The sequence below is a fragment of the Streptomyces sp. NPDC058239 genome, from assembly GCF_042882185.1.
Lineage (GTDB): Bacteria > Actinomycetota > Actinomycetes > Streptomycetales > Streptomycetaceae > Streptomyces.
In genome coordinates this window covers 180,380-206,807 of record NZ_JBHVWS010000001.1, presented here as the reverse complement: position 1 = coordinate 206,807, position 26,428 = coordinate 180,380, and the positions used below count along the sequence as shown (strand labels likewise).

The window sequence follows — 26,428 nt, the reverse complement described above, 5'->3', positions numbered from 1 at the left end:
CAGCCCGTGCGCCCGGGTGGAAGAGACCTCCGGCAGCGACGACGCTGATCAGTAGCCGTAGCGAACTGCCGGAGGCGCAGTGGACGTTTCATGGACCCTCTGGGTGCTGACCATTCTTGGTCTGTCAGCCCTTATTGCCGTCGACTTCTTCATCGGGCGCAAACCCCATGACGTGACGACCAAGGAAGCCGGAATCTGGACGATCATCTGGATCGCGCTGGCCGCGCTCTTCGGACTCGGCCTGCTGGTCTTCGGCGAGAGCCAGGCGTCGGGCGAGTTCTTCGCCGGTTTCATCACCGAGAAGTCGCTCAGCGTCGACAACCTCTTCGTCTTCGTCCTGATCATGGCGAAGTTCTCGGTCCCCTCCCACCTCCAGCAACGGGTGCTGCTCGTCGGTGTGCTGATCGCGCTGGTGCTGCGAGCGATCTTCATCGCTGCCGGTGCCGCCGTCATCGCCAACTTCTCGTGGGTCTTCTACATCTTCGGCGCGTTCCTGATCTACACCGCCTGGAAGCTCATCCAGGAGGCGCGGGCCGACGAGGAAGAGGAGGAATTCGAGGAGAACCGACTCCTCAAGACGATCGAACGCCGCTTCGGGGTCGCCGACCGATACCACGGCACCAAGCTCTTCATCCGTAACAACGGCAAGCGCGTCCTGACGCCGCTGATGGTCGTCATGCTCGCCATCGGCACCACCGATGTGCTGTTCGCCCTGGATTCCATCCCCGCGATCTTCGGTCTGACCCAGGACCCGTACATCGTCTTCACCGCCAACGCCTTCGCCCTGATGGGGCTGCGGCAGCTGTACTTCCTGATCGGCGGGCTGTTGAAGAAGCTGGTCCACCTCAGCTACGGCCTCTCGGTCATCCTCGGCTTCATCGGCGTGAAGCTGGTGCTGCACGCACTGCACGAGTCCGGAGTGCACGTCCCCGAGATCTCCATCCCGGTCTCGCTCGGCGTCATCTGCGGCGTGCTGGTGATCACCACGATCACCAGTCTCATCGCCAACAAGAAGCAGGAGCAGGCCGAGGCGGCCGCGGAAGCGGACAAGGCCGCGGAGAAGGGTTCCAGCATCGACGCCTGATCGCCGCGGACGGCCCGGCGGCCGTCCGGCCGGGCAGGAACCGGCACCGGCCGGGGCGAGCAACTGTCCGTTGCCCGCCCCGGCCGGTGTTTGCACGGGTGGAGAGCGCCCCTGCGGCTGCAGTCACCAGCCGCGGGCGCGCCACTGCGGCAGCTGCGGACGCTCGTCGCCGAGCGTGGTGTCGTGACCGTGGCCCGGATAGACCCAGGTCTCGTCGGGCAACTGGTCGAAGAGCTTGGTCTCCACATCGTGGAGCAGGCTCGCGAAGGCCTCGGGGTCCTTGTGCGTGTTGCCGACCCCGCCCGGGAAGAGGCAGTCCCCGGTGAACAGATGCGGGGCGCCGTGCGGGTCGTCGTAGATCAGCGCGATGGAGCCCGGGGTGTGGCCGACGAGGTGGCGGGCGGTCAGGGCGACCCGGCCCACCTGGATCGTGCCGTTGTCGTCGACCAGGACATCGGTCGGGACCGGGATGCCCTCGGCGTCGTACCGCCCGGCGTACGTACGCGCGCCGGTGGCCGCCACCACCTCTCCGAGCGCCTGCCAGTGGTCGCCGTGCCGATGGGTGGTGACGACGGAGGTGATGCCGTCGTCACCGATCAGCTGCAGCAGGGTCCCGGCCTCGTTGGCCGCGTCGATCAGGAGCTGCTCACCGGTGGCCCGGCAGCGCAGCAGATAGGCGTTGTTGTTCATCGGGCCGACGGCGACCTTGGAGATCATCAGATCCGTCAACTCGTGTACATCCGCACGCCCGCCGACCTTGACCGTTCCGCTGTACGTCATACGTCTCAGCCTATAGCGGGGGCAGAGCGGGAAGGGGGCCGCCTTCGACGGTCAGTGCCGAGCCGTCACGGCGTCCGCAGAGCCAGCCGAGCAGCTCGGGGGCCGTACCGCGGACCGTGACAGGGCCGCCTTCCGCGCCGCCGCCCGTCGTCCACGCCAGACCCTTGTCGTCGGCCACACTCGTGGACACGACATCGGGGTGCCCGCCGAACCGCTCGGCGAGGAAGTCGATCTCCCGTGTGACGAACTCGTCCGGGAGATCCTCCAGCTCATAGCCGATGCCCAGGTCGACATGGTGCAGCTCGACCTCGATGCGGCGGCGGAAGGGGATCCGGGAGGCCGAGTCGGTCACGCCGTTGCGCATCGTGACCGTGCGGGACCAGTCGGCCGGGGCCGAGGCGGCGGCCACGAAACGGGCCGCGCTCTCGGCCAGGTCGGCCGACTGCTCGGCCTTCGGCCGGGTTGCGTCGCGCTCGATGTCGCGGTCGCGGGTTTCGCTGTCTGCGTACATGGGCCGGCCCTGGAGAACATTTACGAGCGCGTCGGCGTTACGAGAGAGGTGCGCAACGACATGGCCGCGGCTCCAGCTCGGCAATCGCGACGGCTCGGCGAGTGCGGAGTCGTCCAATTTCCTGGTGGCGCTGAGCAGTCGATCGGTCGCTTCACGTACGGCGTCCAGGTCGTGCGCATGATCAATCATGAGGCTGAGCCTAGCCCCGCCACTCATTCGGGTGAAGGAGTCTGCGGTCGTCCGTAAATCGAATGCGCGTGCTATACGCTCGGAGTCGAAAGCTTCGTACATCGCTGTGGCGCCCCCCATACCCTGGGACAGGGGCTCAGTTCCCCCACTTCTCTCTAGAAAGGTGCGGACCGGCGTGGCCGACCGTCTCATCGTCCGTGGCGCTCGCGAGCACAACCTCAAGAACGTCTCGCTCGACCTCCCCCGCGACTCCCTCATCGTCTTCACCGGGCTTTCCGGGTCGGGCAAGTCGTCTCTCGCGTTCGACACGATTTTCGCCGAGGGACAGCGACGCTACGTGGAGTCCCTCTCCTCGTACGCCCGCCAGTTCCTCGGCCAGATGGACAAGCCGGACGTCGACTTCATCGAGGGCCTCTCGCCCGCCGTCTCCATCGACCAGAAGTCGACCTCGCGCAATCCGCGCTCGACGGTCGGCACCATCACGGAGGTCTACGACTACCTCCGGCTGCTCTTCGCCCGGATCGGCAAGCCGCACTGCCCCGAGTGCGGCCGTCCCATCTCGCGCCAGTCGCCGCAGGCCATCGTCGACAAGGTGCTCGGCCTTCCCGAGGGCAGCCGTTTCCAGGTGCTCTCGCCGCTGGTGCGTGAGCGCAAGGGCGAGTTCGTCGACCTCTTCGCCGATCTGCAGACCAAGGGCTACAGCAGGGCCCGGGTCGACGGCGAGACCATCCAGCTCTCCGAGCCGCCCAAGCTGAAGAAGCAGGAGAAGCACACCATCGAGGTGGTCATCGACCGCCTCACGGTGAAGGACAGTGCCAAGCGCCGGCTGACCGACTCGGTCGAGACCGCGCTCGGGCTCTCCGGCGGCATGGTCGTGCTCGACTTCGTCGACCTCCCCGAGGACGACCCCGAGCGTGAGCGGATGTACTCCGAGCACCTCTACTGCCCGTACGACGACCTCTCCTTCGAGGAGCTGGAGCCGCGCTCCTTCTCCTTCAACTCGCCCTTCGGCGCCTGCCCCGACTGCACGGGTATCGGTACGCGGATGGAGGTCGACCCCGAGCTGATCGTCCCCGACGAGGAGAAGTCGCTCGACGAGGGCGCGATCCACCCCTGGTCGCACGGCCACACCAAGGAGTACTTCGGGCGGCTGATCGGCGCGCTCGCCACAGCCCTCGGATTCCGTACGGACATCCCGTGGGCCGGGCTGCCGCAGCGCGCCAAGAAGGCCCTGCTCCACGGCCACAAGATCCAGACCGAGGTCCGCTACCGCAACCGCTACGGCCGCGAGCGCGCCTACACCACCCCCGCCTTCGAGGGCGCGGTGCAGTTCGTCAAGCGGCGGCACTCCGAGGCCGAGAGCGACTCCAGCCGGGAGCGCTTCGAGGGCTATATGCGAGAGGTGCCCTGCCCGACCTGTGAGGGCACCAGGCTCAAGCCGATCGTCCTCGCGGTCACGGTGATGGAGAAGTCCATCGCCGAGGTCTCCGCGATGTCGATCAGCGAGTGCGCCGAATTCCTCGGCCGGATGAAGCTGAACGCCCGCGACAAGAAGATTGCCGAACGGGTGCTGAAGGAGGTCAACGAGCGGCTGAGGTTCCTGGTCGACGTCGGCCTCGACTATCTCTCGCTGAACCGCGCGGCAGGCACTCTGTCCGGCGGCGAGGCCCAGCGCATCCGGCTCGCCACACAGATCGGCTCCGGCCTGGTCGGCGTGCTGTACGTGCTGGACGAGCCGTCCATCGGTCTGCACCAGCGGGACAACCACCGGCTGATCGAGACTTTGGTCCGGCTCCGCGACATGGGCAACACGCTCATCGTCGTCGAGCACGACGAGGACACCATCAAGGTCGCCGACTGGGTCGTCGACATCGGCCCCGGCGCCGGTGAGCACGGCGGCAAGGTGGTCCACTCCGGATCGCTCAAGGAGCTGCTGGGCAACGGTGAGTCGATCACCGGCCAGTATCTGACCGGCAAGAAGTCGATCGCGATGCCCGACATCCGGCGCCCCGTCGACCCGTCACGCAGGCTCACGGTGCACGGTGCCCGGGAGAACAACCTCCAGGACATCGACGTCTCCTTCCCGCTCGGTGTGCTCACGGCCGTCACAGGTGTCTCGGGCTCCGGAAAGTCGACGCTGGTCAACGACATCCTCTACACCCACCTGGCACGCGAGCTGAACGGCGCCAAGTCGGTGCCCGGCCGCCACACCCGGGTCGACGGGGACGACCAGGTCGACAAGGTGGTGCACGTCGACCAGTCACCCATCGGCCGTACGCCCCGGTCCAACCCGGCCACGTACACCGGTGTCTTCGACCATGTCCGCAAGCTGTTCGCGGAGACGATGGAGGCGAAGGTGCGCGGCTATCTGCCGGGCCGCTTCTCCTTCAACGTCAAGGGCGGCCGCTGCGAGAACTGCTCCGGCGACGGCACGATCAAGATCGAGATGAACTTCCTGCCGGATGTGTACGTCCCGTGCGAGGTCTGCCACGGAGCGCGCTACAACCGGGAGACCCTGGAGGTCCACTACAAGGGCAAGTCCATCGCCGAGGTGCTGGACATGCCGATCGAGGAGGGCCTGGAGTTCTTCGAGGCCGTCCCGACGATCGCGCGTCACCTCCGCACGCTCCACGAGGTCGGCCTCGGATACGTCAGGCTCGGCCAGTCCGCGCCGACGCTCTCCGGCGGCGAGGCACAGCGTGTGAAGCTCGCGAGCGAGCTGCAGAAGCGCTCCACCGGCCGCACGGTCTACGTTCTGGACGAGCCGACCACGGGTCTGCACTTCGAGGACATCAGCAAGCTCATCAAGGTGCTCTCCGGGCTGGTCGACAAGGGCAACTCGGTGATCGTCATCGAGCACAACCTCGATGTGGTCAAGACCGCGGACTGGGTCATCGACATGGGCCCCGAAGGGGGCAACGGAGGCGGTCTGGTCGTCGCCGAGGGAACCCCGGAGCAGGTCGCCGGGGTTCCGGCCAGCCACACCGGCAAGTTCCTCCAGGGCATCCTGGACCCGGACCGGGTGAGCGAAGCCTCGGTGCCCGCGGCACGTAAGCCCGTGCGGAAGGTGGCCACGAAGAAGGCGGTCGCTGCGAAGTCGGCCCCGGTCAGGAAGACGGCCACGGCCAGGACGAGTGCGGGCCAGGCCGCCAAGTCCGCTACGGCCAAGACCGCCAGGACGGCTGAGGTGAAGAAGCCCGCGGTGAAGAAGGCGACCCGCGCGAGCAAGGCCTGACGGCACCGCGCCGAAGCGGCGGCCTCCGGAAAATCGGAGGCCGGCGCTTCGGCCGGTGCGGCACGCCCCTCGCCGCAGGCCCCGGTACGGCTGCGCGCCCACCGGAGTTCGGTGAGGCCTGCCCCGCCCCCGCGCCCGCACGTCCCCAGGCACCCCGGTCCACCCGCTCGTCCCAGAAGCGTCCCGGTTCGCCCGCGCGCCCCTGCCCGTACGCCCCCGTGCCTCCTGTCCAACCGCGCCTGTCCAACCGCGCCTGGCCCCCTGACCAGGGACAACCGGACTTGGGTGGCCCGGCCACGGACCCCTCGATCTCCGCCGGTATCGTCGGTTCTGTCACCGATGGCTCTGATGCCCCCGGGTACCCCTGGTGCTTCCGAGGCCTCCGCTGCCCCCGGTAACCCCCTCTGCACCCTGACCCCCGACCAGTGGAGACCGCATGCCCGGCCAGCCCGCCGCCCGTCGTACCGTGCTGAAGGGCGCCGCTCTCGCCGGCGCCGCCGGGCTGGGAGTGGCCGCCTGCTCGACCGAATCGAAGCTCGGTCATGCCGAGACGCCGACACCGACCGCCCCCGTCCAGCTCGGCGCGGCGGAAGAGGTTCCGGTCGGCGGATCCAAGCTCTACCGCGACCAGCGGGTCATCGTCACGTGCCCGGCCAAGGGCCAGTACAAGGCGTTCAGCGCCCAGTGCACCCACGCGGGCTGCCTGCTGGACAAGGTCGAGGACAACGTGGGGAACTGCCCCTGCCACGGCAGCCGCTTCGATACGACGACGGGCAAGGCCATGCACGGCCCGGCGACCGCGCCGCTGTCCTCGGTCCCGGTCAGGATCGAGGGCGGAAAGCTCGTCGCGGGCCCCGAGGCCTGACACCTTCGGGGCCGGACTCACTCCCAGTCCCAGTCGATGCCGACCAGGCCGGGCCGTACCCCCTGCTCCACCAGGTGAACGGTCCGGTGCCGGCCGGTGAGCGTGAGATCCGCACGGGCGCCGCGCGGCGCCCCCGCCGAGACCTGGGCGAAGCTCCGGCACCGTACCGGCAGCGCGGCCTCGTCGAAGCCCACCTGCAGCACGTACTGTCCGCCGCCGAAGCTGAAGCCGCGCACGTACTCGCCGCACGGCCCTCCCGTGGCATCGCCGAAGCCGTAGCCGAAGAGGTATGTGTCACCCGCCCTCAGCCGGGTGTCGAAGAGCAGCTCCGCGACCAGCACTCCCGTCTCCTGGTCCCAGCGGACCCGTCCCGTCCGGCAGTTCTCCCGGGCCGCCACCTCCACCCGCGCCGGATCGCAGCCCGGATCGCCCCGGTGGACGGCGAGATAGCGGTCGATGTCGTCCCGGTGCGCGCGCACCACATGCTGCGATTCCCGTTGCCGCAGTTCCCGGCCGGGCCCGATCCGTATCCGCTCGTGATGCCCCACGGTGTGCAGCCCGCCGTCCATCGGTGACCCCATCGTGGCGAGCAACCGCTCCACCGCGCCGGATGCCTCCATCAGGGAACGGTACGAGCGCGCGGCCGGACGGTCGGCGTCCACACGGCCGTTCCCGGTCTCCAGCAGGCGGAGCAGCGAGTTCCCCGGCAGCTCCAGCACCTCCTCCAGCGCCTTCACCGCCCGCAGGGACTCGGTGCGCTGCGGGCGCCTGGCCCCCTGCTGCCAGTAACTCAGGCTGGTCACACCGACCTTGACCCCGCGGTGTGCGAGATGGTGCTGCACCCGCTGGAGCGGCAGCCCGCGCACCGCGAGTGCGGTGCGCAGCGCCAGATGGAACGGGCCGGTGTGCAGCACCTGCGCCAGCTCGGCCTCGGTGTGCTGCATGAGGTCCTCCAGGTGAACGTTCACGACGCGGGGTGGGGAGACCGCATCGGCGGGGGCGGTGCCGCAGGTGGCCGGGGGAGAGCCGTTCACATATCAGCCACGCCGTTCACACCGCGATGTTCCCCCGCATTGAAGCGTGTTGACCCGTCCTCGACAACGGTTGATGCTCCTCGAACAGCGTCCGGACGCGCTCCTGCGATCACACACCCCCTGCATCGGGAGGAACGCAATGCGCAACCGAAGTATCCGACCGGGACGGCTCTCGATCACGGCCGTCCTCGCCGCCGTACTGCTCGCCGTACCGACGGCGACCGCCTCAGCAGCGCGGACCCCCACCACGACTGCCCCGGCAGTACAGGGCACCGCTGCCGCCGACAGCGGCATCGCCGCCACCCAGCGCCTGAACATCACCATGCAGGCCCAGCAGAAGACCAACTGGTGCTGGGCGGCAGCCGGCAACACCATCGCCACCTGGTTCGGCCGCACCTACTCGCAGAACCAGTTCTGCAACGCCGCCTTCGGCCGATCCCAGGGCTACGAGTGCCCCAACTCGCAGGCCTCGCTCGGCAACGTCCAGGACGGTCTCGACTGGGCCGGCATCAACCCCGGTTCGTACGTCACCGGCTGGCTCCGCTACCCCACCGTCCAGGCCGAGATCGCCGCAGGACGCCCCGTCGAGACCCGCATCCAGTGGTCGGCCGGCGGTGGCCACATGCATGTCCTGTACGGGTACGACGACGCGAACAGCTGGGTCTACTGGGGCGATCCATGGCCCTCCAGCAACCGTTACAACTGGGCCTCGCACGCCTGGTACGTGGGCAACAACGAGTTCTCCTGGACCCACTCGCTGTACCGGATCGGAGCGTGACGGAATGATCTCCAAGACTGCACGCACCGCACGGTCCGCAGCTGCCGCCCTGGCTGCCACGGGAGTTCTGGCAGGCGCCGCCCTGCTCACCGTCACGGCCCCGCAGGCGGCCGCCGCCGCCGGCCCCGCAGCCGATCCGGCCGCCCTGACCGCCGCCCGTCGAGCGGCCACCGACCCCGCGACCCTGGACACCCTGTCCCGGTTCTTCGCCCGCGAAGGCAAGATCACAAGGTCGGCGGCCGCGCCGCGCATCGAGGGCACCGCCGTCCCCGTACGCACCCTCGATCCGGACTTCGTCGCGGGGAGACCGGGCGCGCCCGTCGCCAGGCTGGACTACCTCGCCACCACGGCCGTCGCCTCGGACGGCCAGAAGGCATCCCTGTGGACCCTTCCGAAGGAAGGGAAGGACGGCGGCTGGCAGGTGGTGAACATCGCCACCGGCGACGACGAGACACGGTACGCCGCCGCGGGCGCCCACAAGCTCCCCGGCGGGACGGTCTTCCGCGAGCCGCAGATCGACGCCTGGTACGTCCAGAAGGGCGCCGAGGTGCTCCCGCTGGACCAGGACGCGGTCCGCGCGGTCGGCGCCCGCGGCACCACACTCGACGCCTACCGCGCCCGGGTACGGGAGGCATACGGCAACAAGCTCCCCGGCTCCGGTTACGACCGCTCCGGCAAGGCGGGGGGCTACGCACCGTCCGCCACTGCTTCCGGCCCCCGGGAAGGCGCCGGCGGAACCCACCGGGTGGCTGCCGCGAGCACGGCTTCCGCCACGGCCCCGACCGCCATGCCGGCCGCCGCCGGAGCGGGTGCCCTCGTCGTGCTCGCCCTCGGCGGCATCACGGCACTGCGCAACCGCCGCCGTCACCGGGAAACCCCGTGACCGGCAACGGCACCCGCTGACCCCGTGCTCCGGGGCGCGCTCCCTCAACCCGCGCCCCGGAGCACGGCACCACTGCCGAGCAGGCCGCACTGTCACTGCCCGCAAGTAGGGTGGGACACATGGCAGACCCCTCCAGCTACCGCCCCAAGCCGGGACAGATCCCCGACTCTCCGGGGGTCTACAAATTCCGCGACGAACACCGCCGGGTGATCTACGTCGGAAAGGCCAAGAACCTGCGCCAGCGCCTGGCCAATTACTTCCAGGACCTGGCCGCGCTCCACCCGCGCACGCGCACGATGGTCACCACGGCCGCCTCGGTGGAGTGGACCGTCGTCTCCACGGAGGTCGAGGCGCTCCAGCTGGAGTACTCCTGGATCAAGGAGTTCGACCCCCGGTTCAACGTCAAGTACCGCGACGACAAGAGCTATCCGTATCTCGCGGTCACGCTCAACGAGGAATTCCCGCGCGTCCAGGTCATGCGCGGAGCCAAGAAGAAGGGCGTGCGCTACTTCGGTCCGTACGGGCACGCCTGGGCGATCCGCGAGACGGTCGACCTGATGCTCCGGGTCTTTCCGGTGCGTACGTGTTCCGCCGGAGTCTTCAAGAACGCCGCCAGGACCGGCCGCCCGTGCCTCCTCGGCTACATCGGCAAGTGCTCGGCCCCCTGCGTCGGCCGGGTCACCCCCGAGGAACACCGGGAACTGGCGGGCGACTTCTGCGACTTCATGGCCGGCCGCACCGGCACGTACATCCGCCGCCTGGAGAAGGACATGATGGCGGCGGCCGAAGAGATGGAGTACGAGCGGGCGGCCCGGCTCCGCGATGATGTGGAGGCCCTCAAACGGGCCATGGAGAAGAGCGCCGTCGTCCTCGCCGACGCCACCGACGCCGACCTGATCGCGGTCGCCGAGGACGAGCTCGAAGCCGCCGTCCAGATCTTCCATGTGCGCGGCGGCCGGGTGCGCGGCCAGCGCGGCTGGGTCACCGACAAGGTCGAGAACGTCGACACCTCGGGCCTGGTCGAGCACGCCCTGCAGCAGCTGTACGGCGAGGAGACGGGCGATTCCGTTCCCAAGGAGGTCCTCGTCCCGGCCCTCCCGGAGGACCCCGACGCGGTCTCCCAGTGGCTCGCCGATCGCAGGGGCTCCCATGTCAGCCTGCGGATCCCGCAGCGCGGCGACAAGAAGGACCTGATGGCGACGGTTCAGCGCAACGCCCAGCAGGCCCTGGGGCTGCACAAGACCAAGCGCGCCTCCGACCTGACGACCCGCTCCCGCGCCCTGGAGGAGATCGCCGAGGCGCTCGGCCTCGACACGGCTCCGCTGCGCATCGAGTGCTTCGACATCTCGCATCTCCAGGGCGACGACGTGGTCGCCTCCATGGTCGTCTTCGAGGACGGTCTTGCCCGCAAGAGCGAGTACCGCCGTTTCCAGATCAAGGGCTTCGAGGGCCAGGACGACGTCCGGTCGATGCACGAGGTGATCGGCCGCCGCTTCAAGCGGTATCTCCAGGAGAAGGAGCGGACGGGGGAGTGGGAGGAGACTCCCGCGCCGACCGGCCCCGTCCCGGCCCCGCAAACCGCTCCGGCAGCCCTGGCCAGCCCGGCCGCCCCGGCCGTCGGCGTGGACACCATCCCTGGCGCAGCCATCACCTCCGTCCCGGACACCACTCCCGATCCGGACGCCGAGCCCCGTGAGGACGACGGCCGTCCCAAGCGGTTCGCCTATCCGCCGCAGCTCGTCGTGGTCGACGGCGGCCAGCCGCAGGTCGCTGCCGCCAAGCGCGCCCTCGACGAGCTCGGGATCGACGACATCGCCGTCTGCGGCCTCGCCAAGCGCCTCGAAGAGGTCTGGCTGCCCGAGGACGACGACCCCGTCGTCCTGCCCCGCTCCAGCGAGGGCCTCTACCTCCTCCAGCGTGTCCGTGACGAGGCTCACCGCTTCGCGATCACGTATCAGCGCGCCAAGCGGGCCAAGCGCATCCGCTCCAGCCCCCTGGATGCCGTTGCCGGCCTCGGCGAGACCCGGAAACAGGCGCTGATCAAGCATTTCGGCTCCGTGAAGAAGCTGAAGCAGGCGACAATCGACGAGATCTGCGAGGTTCCGGGGATAGGCCGCAGGACTGCGGAATCGGTGGCTGTCGCCCTGGCCTCGGCTGCCCCGGCCACGCCCGCCGTGAACACGGCGACAGGAGAGATCATTGAAGATGACGACGGGGGCAGCACGACATGACTGAGCACGAACACGAACACGAAGTCGAGCACAACAGCACCGACCGAGCAGACGGAGCAGGACACGTGAGTACGGGCACCACGATCGAGACGGCTGACGGGAATGCGGCCATCCCCGAGCTGGTGATCATCTCGGGGATGTCGGGCGCCGGGCGCAGCACCGCGGCCAAGTGTCTGGAGGACCTCGGCTGGTTCGTCGTCGACAACCTGCCGCCCGCCCTCATCCCCACCATGGTCGAGCTCGGCGCCCGCTCGCAGGGCAATGTGGCCCGGATCGCCGTCGTCGTCGATGTGCGGGGCCGCCGCTTCTTCGACAACCTCCGCGAGTCCCTCGCGGACCTGGAGGCAAAGCACGTCACCCGGCGCATCGTCTTCCTGGAGTCCTCCGACGACGCGCTGGTCCGGCGCTTCGAGTCGGTCCGCCGGCCGCACCCCCTCCAGGGCGACGGCCGGATCGTCGACGGCATCGCCGCCGAGCGCGACCTGCTGCGTGAGCTGCGCGGCGACGCCGACCTGGTGATCGACACCTCCAGCCTCAATGTGCACGAACTGCGCGCCAAGATGGACGCCCAGTTCGCCGGCGACGAGGAGCCGGAGCTGCGCGCCACGGTGATGTCGTTCGGCTTCAAGTACGGCCTGCCGGTCGACGCCGACCTGGTGGTCGACTGCCGCTTCCTGCCCAACCCGCACTGGGTCCCCGAACTGCGCCCGTTCACCGGGCTCAACGAAGAGGTTTCCGCCTACGTCTTCGACCAGCCCGGCGCCAAGGAATTCCTCAACCAGTACACGGAGCTGCTCCAGCTCATCGCCGCCGGGTACCGCCGCGAGGGCAAGCGCTATGTGACGATCGCCGTCGGCTGCACGGGCGGCAAGCACCGCTCGGTCGCCATGTCCGAGAAGCTCGCGGCCAGACTCGCGACCGAAGGCATCGAGACGGTCCTCGTCCACCGGGACATGGGGCGCGAGTGACCAGCCGTAATCTGCGCCTGCGGCGGCTGCGCAGAGCCACCTCTGCGATCTCCGGCCGCAAGCGCGGCGCGCAGCCCAAGGTCGTCGCCCTCGGCGGCGGCATGGGGCTGTCCGCGTCGCTCGCGTCGCTCCGCCGGATCACCGGCGATCTCACGGCCGTGGTCACCGTCGCCGACGACGGCGGCTCCAGCGGCCGGCTCCGCGAGGAGCTCGGCGTCCTGCCGCCCGGCGATCTGCGCAAGGCGCTCGCCGCCCTGTGCGGTGACGACGACTGGGGCCAGACCTGGGCCCAGGTCATCCAGCACCGCTTCCAGTCCAAGGGTGATCTGCACGAGCACGCGGTCGGCAATCTGCTGATCGTCGCCCTGTGGGAGCAGCTCGGCGACCATGTCCAGGCCCTGGACCTGGTCGGCAAGCTCCTCGGGGCGCACGGCCGGGTGCTGCCCATGTCCGCCGTGCCGCTGGAGCTCCAGGCGCTCGTACGGGGACACGACCCGGCCCGCCCGGATGACGTGGACACGGTGCGCGGCCAGGCCACCGTGGCGCTCACCCCGGGCGAGGTGCAGTCCGTCCACCTCGTGCCGAACGACCCGCCGGCCGTTCCCGAGGCCGTCGCGGCGGTCCTCGACGCGGACTGGGTGGTGCTCGGCCCGGGGTCCTGGTTCTCCTCCGTGATCCCGCATCTGCTCGTCCCGGAACTGCTCGACGCGCTCATCGAGACCAAGGCCCGCAAGGTCCTCTCGCTCAACCTCGCACCGCAACCCGGCGAAACTGATGGCTTCTCTCCGCAGCGTCATTTGGAGGTTTTGGGACGACACGCCCCTAAACTCGCCATGGACGTGGTGCTGGCCGACGAAGCCGCCGTGCCCGATCGCGAGTCCCTCGCCGACGCCGCCAAGCGGCTCGGTGCCGCGGTCGAGCTGGCGCCGGTGGCCTCACCCGACGGCGTTCCGATCCATGATCCGGAGCTGTTGGCCGCCGCGTACGACCGTATTTTTCGGATGCATGGAAGGATCGGCCCATGGCGATGACGCCGGCGGTGAAGGACGAAATCTCTCGGCTTCCCGTGACCCGGACCTGCTGCAGGAAGGCAGAAGTCTCGGCGATTCTTCGGTTCGCAGGTGGGCTGCACCTGGTGAGCGGCCGGATTGTGATCGAGGCGGAGCTGGACACCGCAATGGCGGCGCGTCGGCTGAAGCGGGACATTCTCGAGATCTTCGGGCACAGCTCGGAGCTGATCGTGATGGCTCCCGGCGGGCTGCGGCGCGGCTCCCGCTATGTCGTACGGGTGGTGGCGGGCGGCGATCAGCTGGCCCGCCAGACCGGCCTGGTGGACGGCCGCGGCCGTCCCATCCGCGGCCTGCCCCCGCAGGTGGTCTCGGGGGCCACGTGCGATGCCGAGGCCGCCTGGCGCGGGGCCTTCCTGGCACACGGCTCGCTCACCGAGCCGGGCCGCTCCTCCTCGCTGGAGGTGACCTGCCCGGGCCCGGAGGCGGCGCTCGCGCTGGTCGGCGCGGCCCGCAGGCTCTCCATCGCGGCGAAGGCCCGCGAGGTGCGCGGGGTGGACCGGGTCGTCGTCCGTGACGGCGACGCGATCGGCGCCCTGCTCACCCGGCTCGGCGCCCATGAGTCGGTGCTGGCCTGGGAGGAGCGGCGGATGCGCCGCGAGGTCCGCGCCACCGCCAACCGGCTCGCCAACTTCGACGACGCCAACCTGCGCCGTTCCGCGCGGGCCGCGGTCGCCGCGGGCGCCAGGGTCGGGCGCGCGCTGGAGATCCTGGGCGAGGAGGTGCCCGAGCACCTCGCGGCGGCCGGACGGCTGCGCATGGAGCACAAGCAGGCCTCCCTGGAGGAACTGGGCGCGCTCGCCGACCCGCCGCTGACCAAGGACGCGGTCGCCGGCCGGATCCGACGGCTGCTGGCGATGGCCGACAAGCGGGCCCAGGATCTGGGTATCCCGAGCACGGAATCCACCCTCAGCGAGGAGCTCGCCGACGGCCTGGTGGGCTGACCCGCGACGGCCATGAAGTCGGCCGAATACAGAACGCGCGGCATTCCCAGGAACGTTGACGCTCCGTAATCATCGCTGCAAGTACGGTCGAGTATCCGGAGGCCCGTACTCCTACCGAGGAGTATGGGCCTCGGCCGTTCTTACGGCCCCGCTCGATGTCACCCCGGGGCCGTCGGAGAGGTAGGGTCGGAGGCGGTCGGGGACATCTCATACAACTCGCCGGGGTGGAAACCCCGCGTACCTAACGAGGAGATCGGTTCGTGACGATCCGCGTAGGCATCAACGGCTTTGGCCGCATCGGTCGTAACTACTTCCGCGCGCTGCTGGAGCAGGGTGCGGACATCGAGATCGTGGCTGTCAACGACCTGGGTGACACCGCGACCACGGCACACCTTCTGAAGTACGACACGATCCTGGGCCGCCTCAAGGCCGAGGTCAGCCACACCGCCGACAGCATCACCGTCGATGGCCACACCATCAAGGTGCTCTCCGAGCGCAACCCGGCCGACATCCCCTGGGGTGAGCTGGGCGTCGACATCGTCATCGAGTCGACCGGCATCTTCACCAAGAAGGCCGACGCCGAGAAGCACATCGCGGGTGGCGCCAAGAAGGTCCTCATCTCGGCCCCGGCCAAGAACGAGGACATCACCATCGTGATGGGTGTCAACGAGGAGAAGTACGACGCGGCCAACCACCACGTCATCTCCAATGCCTCCTGCACCACCAACTGTGTCGCGCCGATGGCCAAGGTTCTGGACGAGAACTTCGGCATCGTCAAGGGCCTCATGACGACGGTCCACGCGTACACGAACGACCAGCGCATCCTGGACTTCCCGCACTCCGACCTGCGTCGCGCCCGCGCCGCCGCGGAGAACATCATCCCGACCACGACCGGTGCCGCCAAGGCCACCGCTCTGGTGCTCCCGCAGCTCAAGGGCAAGCTCGACGGCATCGCGATGCGCGTCCCGGTCCCGACCGGTTCGGTCACCGACCTGGTCATCACGCTGGAGCGCGAGGTCACCCGCGACGAGGTCAACGCCGCCTTCCAGAAGGCTGCCGAGGAAGGCCCGCTCAAGGGCAAGCTGTTCTACACCGAGGACCCGATCGTGTCTTCGGACATCGTCTCGGACCCGGCCTCCTGCACCTTCGACTCGCTGCTGACCATGGCAGAGGGCACGCAGGTCAAGGTCATCGGCTGGTATGACAACGAGTGGGGCTACTCCAACCGCCTCGTCGACCTGACCGTCTTCGTCGGCAGCCAGCTCTGACCGCCGAATCGGTAGGCACCTCGATGTGAGCACGGGGCTCGAACAGCGCAACGCGGCGCCGTTCGAGCCCCGTTGCATGCTCTCTCGTCATCCCAAGGAGTCCAGCAAGATGAAGACGATCGACGAACTTCTCGCCGAAGGGGTCACCGGCAAGCGCGTATTCGTCCGCGCCGACCTCAACGTGCCGCTGAGCGGCACCACCATCACCGACGACGGCCGCATCCGCGCCGTCCAGCCGACCGTGGAGAAGCTGGCCGCGGCCGGTGCGCGGGTCATCGTCGCCTCGCACCTGGGCCGCCCCAAGGGCGCCCCGGACCCCGCCTTCTCCCTGGCGCCCGCCGCGGCCCGTCTCGGCGAGCTCATCGGCGCCGACGTGGCCTTCGCGACCGACACGGTCGGCGAGTCCGCCCGCGCCACGGTCGCCGCGCTCACCGACGGCAAGGTCGCCGTCATCGAGAACCTCCGCTTCAACCCCGGTGAGACGTCGAAGGACGACGCCGAGCGCGGCGCGTTCGCCGACCAGCTCGCCGAGCTCGCCGATGTGTACGTGGGCGACGGCTTCGGGGCCGTCCACCGCAAGCACGCCTCGGTCTTCGACCTCCCGGCCCGGCTGCCGCACGCCGCCGGCGACCTGATCGCCACCGAGGTCGGCGTCCTGAAGAAGCTCACCGAGAACGTCGAGCGCCCGTACGCTGTCGTGCTCGGCGGCTCCAAGGTCTCCGACAAGCTCGGCGTCATTGACCACCTGCTGGAGCGCGCCGACCGCATCCTCATCGGCGGCGGCATGGCGTACACCTTCCTCAAGGCCCAGGGCCACGAGGTCGGCAGCTCCCTGCTCCAGGAGGACCAGATCCCGGCGGTGCTGGAGTACCTCAAGCGCGCCGAGGACAAGGGCGTGGAGTTCGTGCTCCCCGTCGACGTCGTGGTCTCCGAGCAGTTCCCGGACCTCAGGACCAAGGCTCCGACCGAGCACCGCACCGTTCCGGCGGACGCCATCCCGGCCGGTTTCATGGGCCTGGACAACGGACCCGAGACCAACAAGCTGTACGCCTCGAAGCTCGCCGACGCCGTCACCGTCTTCTGGAACGGCCCGATGGGCGTCTTCGAACACCCTGATTACGCCGAGGGAACCCGGGCCGTCGCCCAGGCCCTCGTCGACTCCGAGGGCTTCAGTGTCGTCGGCGGTGGCGACTCCGCCGCGGCCGTCCGCATCCTGGGCTTCGACGAGAACGCATTCGGACACATCTCGACCGGTGGCGGCGCCAGCCTCGAATACCTCGAGGGCAAGACGCTTCCCGGCCTCGCCGCACTGGAGGACTGACTTTTCATGAGCACCCGTACCCCGCTGATGGCGGGCAACTGGAAGATGAACCTCAACCACCTCGAGGCCATCGCACACGTCCAGAAGCTCGCCTTCGCCCTGGCCGACAAGGACTACGACGCCGTCGAGGTCGCCGTCCTGCCGCCCTTCACCGACCTGCGCTCCGTGCAGACCCTGGTGGACGGCGACAAGCTGAAGATCAAGTACGGCGCCCAGGACATCTCGGCGCACGACTCCGGCGCGTACACCGGTGAGATCTCCGGCCCGATGCTCGCCAAGCTGAAGTGCACCTATGTCGCCGTCGGCCACAGCGAGCGCCGCCAGTACCACGGCGAGACCGACGAGATCTGCAACACCAAGGTGAAGGCCGCTTTCAAGCACGGCCTGACCCCGATCCTCTGCGTCGGCGAGGAGCTGGAGGTCCGTGAGGCGGGCAACCACGTCGCACACACGCTCGCGCAGGTCGACGGTGGTCTCAAGGACATCCCCGCCGAGCAGGCCGAGTCGATCGTGATCGCGTACGAGCCGGTCTGGGCCATCGGGACCGGCAAGGTCTGCGGCGCCGACGACGCCCAGGAGGTCTGCGGGGCGATCCGCAGCCGCCTCGCCGAGCTGTACTCGCAGGAACTGGCCGACACGGTCCGTATCCAGTACGGAGGCTCGGTGAAGTCCGGGAACGTCGCCGAGATCATGTCGAAGCCCGATGTGGACGGCGCGCTGATCGGCGGGGCCGCACTGGACGCCGACGAGTTCGTCAAGATCGTCCGCTTCCGCGACCAGTGAGTATGCGGTAGCGCGGATCCGTCGTACCCTTGCGGGGGCCGAGGAGGGTGTAGCCTCCCGGCCCCCGCTGTTCGCACATGCAGTCCAGAGAATTCCGGAAAGTAGGGACCAGCCGTGATTTTGGCGTTCGAGATCGCCCTGATCGTCTTCAGCCTGCTGCTGATGCTGCTGGTGCTGATGCACAAGGGCAAGGGCGGCGGCCTCTCCGACATGTTCGGTGGCGGTATGCAGTCGTCCGTGGGCGGCTCCTCGGTCGCCGAGCGGAACCTCGACCGGATCACCGTGTTCATCGGTCTGGCCTGGTTCGCGTGCATTGTTGTGCTTGGTCTGCTGATCAAGCTGGACAGTTGACCCGTCGTACGCGATTCCCGGTGAGGGTGTAACTCCTTTCACTGGACGCGCGTTGGGCCTTACGTAGACTGGGGCATCTTCGAGCACCATCACGCAGGGAGTTACGACCGTGGCAAGTGGCAACGCGATCCGGGGAAGCCGGGTCGGAGCGGGGCCGATGGGGGAGGCCGAGCGGGGCGAGTCCGCGCCGCGCCTCCGCATCTCCTTCTGGTGCTCGAACGGGCACGAGACGCAGCCGAGCTTCGCCAGTGACGCGCAGGTACCGGAGACTTGGGACTGCCCGCGCTGTGGTTTCCCGGCCGGCCAGGACCGGGACAGCCCGCCGGACCCGCCGCGCACCGAGCCGTACAAAACGCACCTCGCATACGTACGCGAGCGGCGCAGCGATGCGGACGGCGAGGCCATTCTCGCCGAGGCCCTGGCAAAACTCCGGGGTGAGATCTAGTTGTTGTTCACCGGCCGGACACCTCACGGGGTGTCCGGCCGGACTGCTTTTGCCGTGCCGCAGCTCGCCATTGCCTCGTCAACCCCTCTGATCAATTAAGTTGGAAGGGCAGCGGGGCATCTGCAGGCACGAGAAGAAGTGGGCTGATATCCGGGATGAATACTCCAAGCCGAACCAGGCTCAACCAGACGCCCGAGTGGACCGCTCTGGGCAAGCACCGCGAGCAGCTCGGGGCGACACATCTGCGGCAGCTCTTCGCGGACGACCCGGAGCGCGGCACCGGATACACCCTCCGGGTCGGCGATCTGTATGTCGACTACTCCAAGCACCTGGTCACCGACGAGACGCTCCGGCTGCTCCGCGAGCTCGCCGTGGCCACCGGCGTGGCCGAGCTGCGGGACGCGATGTTCCGCGGCGAGAAGATCAACACCACCGAGGACCGCGCCGTTCTGCACACCGCGCTGCGTGCCCCGCGCGACGCGGTGATCGAGGTCGACGGCGTGAACGTGGTGCCCGCCGTGCACGCCGTACTCGACAGGATGGCGGCCTTCTCCGACCGCATCAGGTCGGGGGAGTGGACCGGTCACACCGGCAAGCGCATCAAGAACATCGTCAACATCGGCATCGGCGGCTCCGACCTCGGCCCCGCCATGGCGTACGAGGTGCTGCGCTCCTTCACGGACCGCTCGCTCACCGTCCGCTTCGTGTCGAACGTCGACGGCGCCGACCTCCACGAAGCCGTGCGCGATCTCGACCCGGCCGAGACGCTCTTCATCATCGCGTCGAAGACCTTCACCACGATCGAGACCATCACCAACGCCACCTCGGCCCGCAACTGGCTGCTGACCGGTCTGAAGGCCGATCAGGACGCCGTCGCCAAGCACTTCGTGGCGCTGTCCACGAACGCCGAGAAGGTCGCGGACTTCGGCATCGACACCGCCAACATGTTCGAGTTCTGGGACTGGGTCGGCGGCCGCTACTCGTACGACTCCGCCATCGGACTCTCGCTGATGATCGCCATCGGACCGGACCGGTTCCGCGAGATGCTCGACGGCTTCCACCTCGTCGACGAACACTTCCGCACCGCCCCCGCCGAGGACAACGTCCCGCTGCTGCTGGGCCTGTTGGGCGTCTGGTACGGCGCGTTCTTCGACGCGCAGTCGCATGCCGTACTGCCCTACAGCCACTATCTGTCCAAGTTCACCGCGTACTTGCAGCAGCTGGACATGGAGTCCAACGGCAAGTCCGTGGACCGGGACGGCAATCCGGTCGACTGGCAGACCGGACCGGTCGTCTGGGGCACCCCCGGCACCAATGGGCAGCACGCCTATTACCAGCTGATCCACCAGGGCACCAAGGTCATCCCGGCGGACTTCATCGGCTTCGCCGAGCCGGTCGCCGACCTGCTGCCCGGTCTGGTCGCCCAGCACGATCTGCTGATGGCCAACTTCTTCGCCCAGACCCAGGCGCTGGCCTTCGGCAAGACGCCGGACGAGGTCCGCGCCGAGGGCGTCGCCGAGGAGCTGGTGCCGCACAAGACCTTCCGGGGCAACCACCCGACGACGACGATCCTGGCCGACAGGCTGACGCCGTCCGTCCTCGGCCAGCTGATCGCGCTGTACGAGCACAAGGTCTTCGTCCAGGGAGCCATCTGGAACATCGACTCCTTCGACCAGTGGGGCGTCGAACTCGGCAAGGTCCTCGCCAAGAAGATCGAGCCGGTGCTGACCGAGACGTCGACATCGGCTGCCGCCGCGGCGGAGGGGGGCGAGCAGCTGGACAGCTCGACCGCCGCGCTCGTCCAGGCGTACCGCGCCCGCAGGGGGCGCTGAACCGATGACCACGGGGGAGCGGACGGTGCGGCTGAGGCCGCCGAACAACACACTGGACCCGAGGGCCGTCGGCTGGTGGCGGGCCCAGTGGCTGCTGCTGACCGCGGTGCCGGTAGTGGTGCTGGCCGTGCTGGGCGCGTTCATCGAGCCCGCCCGGTTCTGGCTGCTGCTGCCCGCCGCGATCCTCGCGGTCCTCGGCATCGGCTGCGCCGTCCTCTTCCCCCTCTGGTGGTTCCGCACCCATCGCTGGGAGGTCACCGACGAAGCGGTGTACGTCAGAACCGGTGTCCTGAGGCAGGAGTGGCGGATCGCCCCGATGTCCCGGATCCAGACCGTGGACACCGTGCGCGGCCCGCTCGAACAGCTCTACCGGCTCGCCACGGTCACCGTGACCACGGCATCGTCCAAGGGCGCGGTGCGGATCGAGGGACTGGGCCATGAACTGGCGGCCGAGCTGGCCGAGCGGCTGACCCGGATCACCCGGGACACCCCCGGGGACGCCACATGAGCTCCGAGGCGGCCGTTGCCCCGGATGCCGAGGGCCGGGGCGGCGTCACCGGCCCCGAGGCGGCCACCGCCGCCGACTGGCGGCGGCTGGACCGGCGTACGGTCCTCGTCAGCGCACTCGTCACGGCCGGGGTGGCGGCCGGTGCGGCCGTGCCCACCACTCTCGGCCTCTCCGGACGGTTCGGGTTCGGGCCCGCGGTCGCCTGGGTGCTGACCGGTGCGATCGTGCTGATCGGCTGCGCCGCGGCCGGCGACTACGTACGGTGGCGCCGCACCCGCTACCGCATCGGCGCCGAACGGGTCGAGCTCCACACCGGACTGCTGCTGGTCAAGAAGCGTTCACTGGCCCGGACACGCATCCGCAGCGTCGACCTCACCGCCCATCTGCTGCAACGGGTCCTCGGCCTGGTCACCGTCCGCATCGGTACCGGCGAGCACTCCGGCAACGAATCCACCCTGGAACTCGACCCGGTCCCCAGGTCCGAGGGCGAACGGCTCCGCCGCCAGCTGCTGGAACGTGCGGCCACCGGCATCCCGGGCACCCATCGCGAGGGCGAGCTCGCCGCCCTCGACCCGCGCTGGATCCGCTACGCACCGGTCTCCTTCGTCGCCCCCGCGCTCGGTGGTGCGGCGGTAGGCGCCGTGATGCAGGTCAGCGACTGGTTCGGCGCCCAGGGGCAGGTGATCGACTGGATCGGTGACCGGTTCCGGGACACCTCACTGCTCGCCATGATCGTGATCCTCGCCGTCGCCGCGGTGGCCGCCGGTGTCGTCGGCGCGCTCGGCCTGTGGATCGAGATGTGGTGGAGCTACCGGCTGGAGCGCGAACCCGGCGGCACGCTGCGCATCCGGCGCGGCCTGCTGACCTCGCGGTCCGTCTCCATCGAGGAGCGGAGGCTGCGCGGCGTCGACCTCGTCGAACCGCTCGGCATCCGGCTGTTCGGCGCAGCCCGGGTCGACGCGATCACCACCGGACTGGCCAAGGACGACGAGGAGCAGCACGGCGACCACAGCACCCTGCTGCCCGCCGCGCCCCGGCCCTTCGCCGACACGGTCGCCGCCGACGTCCTGCGTGAGACCACGTCCCCGACCGGCGCCCCGCTGACCGGACACCCCCTCGCGGCCCGCGGGCGCCGGCTGCGCCGGGCGTTCTGGGCCACCGCCGCCCCCGTACTCGTCCTGGCCCTCCTGGGTGTGCTGCTGACACCCGTCCTGCTCTGGATCGCGTTCGCCTGCGCCGTCGTGGGGCTGCCGGTCGGGGTGTTCCTCGCCCGGGACGCGTACCGCGGTCTGGGACACGCCATCAGCGGGGACTACCTGGTGGTGCGGTCCGGCACGGTCCGGCGCTCGACCGCCGCGCTGGAACGGGCCGGTGTCATCGGCTGGACGGTCAGGCAGACGTACTTCCAGCGGCGGTCCGGGGTGCTGAGCCTCACCGCGACGACGGCCGCCGGAGCGGGCGCGTACACGGCGTACGACGCGGATGCGAGCGAGGGCCTCGACTTCGCGTCCGAGGCCGTGCCCGGCCTGCTGGAGCCCTTCCTGGAGCGCACCCCGCCGGTCCGGTGACCGCGACGCTCAGCCGTGCGTCGTGTCGATGACGCAGAACCGGTTGCCCTCGGTGTCGGCGAGCACCACGAAATCCGGGTCGTCCGGGTACAGTTCCCAGTCGACCCGCGCCGCGCCGAGTGCGACCAGCCGGTCCACCTCGGCGTCCTGCTCCTCGGTGTACAGGTCGAGATGGACCCGGGGGACCTCCTGCACCGGCGTACCGCTCCGCCCCAGGGACAGCCCGACGCCGTGTCCATCGGCCGGGACCAGCACCACCCAGTCGTCCTGCGAGGGCTCGCGCTCCACATAGCCGAGCGCCGCCTTCCAGAAGGCCGCCGCGCGCCGCACGTCCGACGCACCCATCACCACGGTTTTGATACGCACCATGGGCCGAGCCTTTCATGCCGCAGGCCCGGCTACTCCGAGGAGTCAACCGGGCCTGCGCACAATGGTGCTGACGACCACTCAGGGAGAGGCCGGCGGATACAGCGCGCGCGGCAGCCGTGAGGCCGCCGCCGCGTCCAGCAGCCACAGAGTGCGGCTGCGTCCGTACGCACCGGCTGCCGGGGCCTGGATCTCCCCGGCGCCCGAGAGCGCGATCTCCGCGGCCTCCGCCTTGTCCTCGCCCGCGGCGAGCAGCCACACCTCGCGCGCCGCCCGGATCGCGGGCAGCGTGAGCGAGATGCGGATGGGCGGCGGTTTGGGAGCGCCGTGCACGCCGACGACGGTGCGCTCGGTCTCCCGTACCGCGGGCAGCTCCGGGAAGAGCGACGCGACATGCGTGTCCGGGCCGACGCCCAGCATCAGCACATCGAACGTCGGCACCGGACCGTGGTCTTCCGGACCGGCCGCCGCGGCCAGTTCATAGGCGTACGCGGCCGCTGCCGCGTCGGCGTCGTTGCCGCAGGGGCCGTCCGAGGCGGGCATCGCGTGCACCCGGGACGGGGTCAGCGGCACCGAGGCCAGCAGGGCCTCGCGGGCCTGCGTGACATTGCGCTCCGGATCGCCCTCCGGCAGGAACCGCTCGTCGCCCCACCACAGGTCGAGCCGCGACCAGTCGATCGCGTCCCTGGCGGGCGCCTCGGCAAGTGCGGCCAGCAGGCCGTTGCCGTTGCGCCCACCGGTGAGCACCACCGAGGCGTGACCGCGCGCGGCCTGGGCGTCCACGATCTTCGTGATCAGCCGGGCCGCGGCGGCCTGCGCCATCAGCTCCTTGTCGCGGTGCACGACAAGCTGAGGAGCACTCACTTCGCCGCCGCCTTCTTGGCCGCGGTCTTCTTCGCGGCGGCAGGGGCGGCAGGGGCGGCAGCGGGGGCGGGCTCGGCCGGCTTCGGCTCCGCCGGTCCGCCGAGCTTCTCCACGCCGAACTTCACCGTCGCCTCGTAGGTGTTGTCCGGGTCCAGGCGCCGCAGCTCCTCGGCGAGGAGCTCGGCGGTGTCCCGCCGCTTGAGCGCCACCGCACGGTCCGGCTGGCCCTGCATCGAGAGCGTGGCCAGCGAACCGTCCGGCCGGTCCAGGACGATGACGCCGTTCTTGGTCTGCATCCGCACGGCCGTCAGACCGGGGCCGGCGGACTGGGTGCGCTCCACCGGAACCTTGAGCCGGTCCGCGAGCCACATGGCGAGCAGCTCGCAGCTCGGGTTCTCCGACTCGCCCTCGACCGTCGCCGAGACGACGTCGACCTGCTGCTGGTCGAGCGCGGCCGCCAGCATCGAGCGCCACGGGGTGATGCGGGTCCAGGACAGATCGGTGTCGCCCGGGGTGTACGACCGGGCACGCACCGCGAGTTCGTCACCCGGGTTCTCCGCCGAGTACGCATCCGTGATCCGGCGCTGGGCGAGCGCGCCCAGCGGGTCCTTCGCCGGATCGTCGGGGGCGCCCTCGGGCCACCAGACCACGACCGGGGCGTCCGGCAGCAGCAGCGGCAGGACCACCGACTGGGCGTGGTTGGCCAGCTCGCCGTGGAGACGCAGGACGACGGTCTCGCCGGTTCCCGCGTCGGAGCCGACCCGCACCTCGGCGTCGAGCCGGGCGTCCCGGCGGCTGCGCGGCGAGCGGCTGACCCGCTTGATCACCGCGATGATCCGCGAGGGGTGCTCGCGCGAGGCGTCGCCGGCCGACTTGAGGGCGTCGTACGCGTTCTCCTCGTCGGTGACGATGACCAGGGTGAGCACCATGCCGATGGCGGGGGTGCCGATGGCACGGCGGGCCGACACCAGCGCCTGGTTGATCTTGCTGGAAGTGGTTTCCGTGAGATCGATCTTCATGGCCGGCGCCAGCTCCGTCCGTCTCGTGCAAGCATCTCGTCCGCCTCGGCCGGGCCCCAGGTGCCCGCCGGGTACTGCGCGGGCTTGCCGTGCCTGTCCCAGTACTCCTCGATCGGGTCGAGGATGTTCCAGGAGAGTTCGACCTCCTGGTGCCGCGGGAAGAGGTTGGCGTCACCGAGCAGCACATCGAGGATGAGCCGCTCGTACGCCTCCGGGCTGGACTCGGTGAAGGACTCGCCGTACGCGAAGTCCATCGTGACGTCCCGGACCTCCATCGAGGTGCCCGGCACCTTGGAGCCGAACCGCACGGTCACGCCCTCGTCCGGCTGGACCCGGATGACCAGGGCGTTGCCGCCCAGCTCCTTGGTGGCGCCGGACTCGAAGGGGAGATACGGGGCGCGCTTGAACACGACCGCGATCTCGGTGACCCGGCGGCCGAGCCGCTTGCCGGTACGGAGGTAGAACGGCACGCCCGCCCAGCGGCGGTTGTTGATCGTCAGCTTGATCGCGGCGTAGGTGTCGGTCTTCGACTTGGGGTCGATGCCGTCCTCTTCGAGGTAGCCGGGGACTTCCTCGCCGCCCTGCCAGGCGTGCGCGTACTGACCGCGCACGGTGTGCTTGCCGAGGTCCTCCGGCAGTTCCACCGCCGTGAGCACCTTGAGCTTCTCGGCGACCAGGGCCTTCGGGTGGAAGGAGCCGGGCTCCTCCATCGCGGTCAGCGCCAGCAGCTGGAGCAGGTGGTTCTGGATGACGTCACGAGCGGCGCCGATGCCGTCGTAGTAGCCGGCCCGGCCGCCGATGCCGATGTCCTCGGCCATCGTGATCTGGACGTGGTCGACGTAACTCCGGTTCCAGATCGGCTCGAACATCGTGTTGGCGAACCGCAGCGCCAGGATGTTCTGGACCGTCTCCTTGCCCAGGTAGTGGTCGATCCGGAAGACCTCGTTGGGCGGGAAGACGTCGTGCACGATCTGGTTGAGCTCCTGCGCGCTCTTCAGGTCGTGGCCGAAGGGCTTCTCGATGACGGCACGCCGCCAGGAGCCCTCCTTCTGGTCGGCGAGTCCGTGCTTCTTGAGCTGCTGGACGACCTTGGGGAAGAACTTCGGCGGCACGGAGAGGTAGAAGGCGAAGTTGCCTCCCGTGCCCTGTTCCTTGTCGAGCTCCTGGATCGTGGCCTTCAGTGTCTCGAAGGCCTCGTCGTCGTCGAAGTTGCCCTGGACGAAGCGCATCCCCTGGATGAGCTGCTGCCAGACCTCTTCGCGGAACGGTGTACGGGCGTGCTGCTTGACGGCGTCGTGGACCTCTTGTGCGAAGTCCTCGTCGTGCCACTCGCGGCGCGCGAAACCGATGAGGGAGAAGCCCGGCGGCAGCAGGCCGCGATTGGCCAGGTCGTAGACGGCGGGCATCAGCTTTTTACGGGACAAATCGCCCGTGACGCCAAAGATCACCAGGCCCGACGGTCCCGCGATGCGCGGGAGCCGTCGGTCCTGGGGGTCACGAAGCGGGTTGGCTCCGGGAACACCAGACAAGGTGG

General features: G+C 69.4%; 24 protein-coding genes. 17 read left to right on the top strand and 7 right to left on the bottom strand.

Features of this window, described 5'->3' with window-relative positions; all coding sequences use genetic code 11:
• Positions 1–79 precede the first annotated feature (79 nt).
• Complete coding sequence (locus tag ACFVYE_RS00975; RefSeq protein ID WP_389603471.1) at positions 80–1,084, top strand: TerC family protein; 1,005 nt, start codon at positions 80–82, stop codon at positions 1,082–1,084.
• 123 nt (positions 1,085–1,207) lie between these two features.
• Here the strand turns inward: ACFVYE_RS00975 and ACFVYE_RS00970 are convergent, their stop codons facing one another.
• Both ACFVYE_RS00970 and ACFVYE_RS00965 read right to left on the bottom strand, forming a co-directional pair.
• Positions 1,208–1,864 (bottom strand): MBL fold metallo-hydrolase, encoded by a 657-nt coding sequence (locus tag ACFVYE_RS00970; protein WP_382898691.1) that lies wholly within the window; start codon positions 1,862–1,864, stop codon positions 1,208–1,210.
• 10 nt (positions 1,865–1,874) lie between these two features.
• Positions 1,875–2,564 carry a maleylpyruvate isomerase family mycothiol-dependent enzyme gene (locus tag ACFVYE_RS00965; protein ID WP_389603469.1) on the bottom strand — a complete coding sequence of 230 codons (690 nt, stop codon included), beginning with the start codon at positions 2,562–2,564 and terminating at the stop codon, positions 1,875–1,877.
• 175 nt (positions 2,565–2,739) lie between these two features.
• Between ACFVYE_RS00965 and uvrA the strand changes: the two genes are divergently transcribed.
• Together uvrA and ACFVYE_RS00955 are read left to right on the top strand one after the other, a co-directional pair.
• Complete coding sequence (gene uvrA, locus ACFVYE_RS00960) at positions 2,740–5,799, top strand: excinuclease ABC subunit UvrA (RefSeq protein WP_383979136.1); 3,060 nt, start codon at positions 2,740–2,742, stop codon at positions 5,797–5,799.
• Between the two features lie 436 nt (positions 5,800–6,235).
• Positions 6,236–6,664, top strand: a complete 429-nt coding sequence (locus tag ACFVYE_RS00955; protein WP_383971929.1) for a Rieske (2Fe-2S) protein — start codon at positions 6,236–6,238, stop codon at positions 6,662–6,664.
• 17 nt (positions 6,665–6,681) lie between these two features.
• Here ACFVYE_RS00955 and ACFVYE_RS00950 read toward each other — a convergent pair whose 3' ends face one another.
• Positions 6,682–7,608 carry a hypothetical protein gene (locus tag ACFVYE_RS00950; RefSeq protein ID WP_389603467.1) on the bottom strand — a complete coding sequence of 309 codons (927 nt, stop codon included), beginning with the start codon at positions 7,606–7,608 and terminating at the stop codon, positions 6,682–6,684.
• A gap of 229 nt (positions 7,609–7,837) precedes the next feature.
• On the opposite strand from ACFVYE_RS00950, the gene ACFVYE_RS00945 reads away from it, so the two are divergent.
• From ACFVYE_RS00945 to ACFVYE_RS00880, 14 genes are all read left to right on the top strand, one after another.
• Entirely contained in the window at positions 7,838–8,476 is a 639-nt protein-coding gene (locus tag ACFVYE_RS00945; protein WP_389603465.1) for a papain-like cysteine protease family protein, read from the top strand.
• A 4-nt stretch (positions 8,477–8,480) separates the two neighbouring features.
• Positions 8,481–9,359, top strand: coding sequence for a hypothetical protein (locus ACFVYE_RS00940; protein ID WP_389603463.1), 879 nt, complete (start codon positions 8,481–8,483; stop codon positions 9,357–9,359).
• A gap of 119 nt (positions 9,360–9,478) precedes the next feature.
• Positions 9,479–11,590, top strand: a complete 2,112-nt coding sequence (gene uvrC, locus ACFVYE_RS00935) for an excinuclease ABC subunit UvrC (protein ID WP_383971920.1) — start codon at positions 9,479–9,481, stop codon at positions 11,588–11,590.
• A complete protein-coding gene (rapZ, locus tag ACFVYE_RS00930) occupies positions 11,587–12,558 on the top strand; it encodes an RNase adapter RapZ (RefSeq protein WP_383971917.1) in 972 nt (323 codons plus the stop codon). The genes uvrC and rapZ overlap by 4 nt, the downstream gene beginning before the upstream one ends.
• Positions 12,555–13,589 (top strand): uridine diphosphate-N-acetylglucosamine-binding protein YvcK, encoded by a 1,035-nt coding sequence (yvcK, locus tag ACFVYE_RS00925; protein ID WP_383971914.1) that lies wholly within the window; start codon positions 12,555–12,557, stop codon positions 13,587–13,589. The genes rapZ and yvcK overlap by 4 nt, the downstream gene beginning before the upstream one ends.
• Positions 13,580–14,569: a DNA-binding protein WhiA gene (gene whiA, locus ACFVYE_RS00920; protein ID WP_024494235.1), complete on the top strand. Its 990-nt coding sequence runs from the start codon at positions 13,580–13,582 to the stop codon at positions 14,567–14,569. Before yvcK ends, whiA begins: the two co-directional genes overlap by 10 nt.
• 260 nt (positions 14,570–14,829) lie before the next feature.
• Complete coding sequence (gap, locus tag ACFVYE_RS00915; protein WP_383971911.1) at positions 14,830–15,837, top strand: type I glyceraldehyde-3-phosphate dehydrogenase; 1,008 nt, start codon at positions 14,830–14,832, stop codon at positions 15,835–15,837.
• A gap of 109 nt (positions 15,838–15,946) precedes the next feature.
• A complete protein-coding gene (locus ACFVYE_RS00910) occupies positions 15,947–17,158 on the top strand; it encodes a phosphoglycerate kinase (RefSeq protein ID WP_383971908.1) in 1,212 nt (403 codons plus the stop codon).
• A 6-nt stretch (positions 17,159–17,164) separates the two neighbouring features.
• The gene (tpiA, locus tag ACFVYE_RS00905) at positions 17,165–17,941 is read left to right on the top strand and encodes a triose-phosphate isomerase (RefSeq protein ID WP_383067741.1); all 777 of its coding nucleotides are present in this window, start codon (positions 17,165–17,167) and stop codon (positions 17,939–17,941) included.
• A gap of 114 nt (positions 17,942–18,055) precedes the next feature.
• Positions 18,056–18,292 (top strand): preprotein translocase subunit SecG, encoded by a 237-nt coding sequence (gene secG, locus ACFVYE_RS00900; RefSeq protein WP_093899524.1) that lies wholly within the window; start codon positions 18,056–18,058, stop codon positions 18,290–18,292.
• Between the two features lie 109 nt (positions 18,293–18,401).
• A complete protein-coding gene (locus tag ACFVYE_RS00895) occupies positions 18,402–18,737 on the top strand; it encodes an RNA polymerase-binding protein RbpA (protein ID WP_072483070.1) in 336 nt (111 codons plus the stop codon).
• Between the two features lie 155 nt (positions 18,738–18,892).
• Complete coding sequence (gene pgi / locus ACFVYE_RS00890; RefSeq protein WP_383971903.1) at positions 18,893–20,569, top strand: glucose-6-phosphate isomerase; 1,677 nt, start codon at positions 18,893–18,895, stop codon at positions 20,567–20,569.
• A 4-nt stretch (positions 20,570–20,573) separates the two neighbouring features.
• Positions 20,574–21,077, top strand: coding sequence for a PH domain-containing protein (locus ACFVYE_RS00885; RefSeq protein ID WP_383971900.1), 504 nt, complete (start codon positions 20,574–20,576; stop codon positions 21,075–21,077).
• On the top strand, positions 21,074–22,645 hold the full coding sequence (locus ACFVYE_RS00880) for a PH domain-containing protein (RefSeq protein WP_383971897.1): 1,572 nt from the start codon (positions 21,074–21,076) through the stop codon (positions 22,643–22,645). The genes ACFVYE_RS00885 and ACFVYE_RS00880 overlap by 4 nt, the downstream gene beginning before the upstream one ends.
• A 9-nt stretch (positions 22,646–22,654) precedes the next feature.
• On the opposite strand, the gene ACFVYE_RS00875 is transcribed toward ACFVYE_RS00880, so the two are convergent.
• The 4 genes from ACFVYE_RS00875 to zwf form a co-directional block, all read right to left on the bottom strand.
• On the bottom strand, positions 22,655–23,014 hold the full coding sequence (locus ACFVYE_RS00875; RefSeq protein ID WP_389603458.1) for a VOC family protein: 360 nt from the start codon (positions 23,012–23,014) through the stop codon (positions 22,655–22,657).
• A 78-nt stretch (positions 23,015–23,092) separates the two neighbouring features.
• Complete coding sequence (gene pgl, locus ACFVYE_RS00870) at positions 23,093–23,875, bottom strand: 6-phosphogluconolactonase (RefSeq protein WP_389603456.1); 783 nt, start codon at positions 23,873–23,875, stop codon at positions 23,093–23,095.
• Entirely contained in the window at positions 23,872–24,894 is a 1,023-nt protein-coding gene (opcA, locus tag ACFVYE_RS00865) for a glucose-6-phosphate dehydrogenase assembly protein OpcA (protein ID WP_389603454.1), read from the bottom strand. Before opcA ends, pgl begins: the two co-directional genes overlap by 4 nt.
• Complete coding sequence (zwf, locus tag ACFVYE_RS00860) at positions 24,891–26,423, bottom strand: glucose-6-phosphate dehydrogenase (RefSeq protein WP_383971885.1); 1,533 nt, start codon at positions 26,421–26,423, stop codon at positions 24,891–24,893. Before zwf ends, opcA begins: the two co-directional genes overlap by 4 nt.
• Positions 26,424–26,428: the final 5 nt, after the last annotated feature.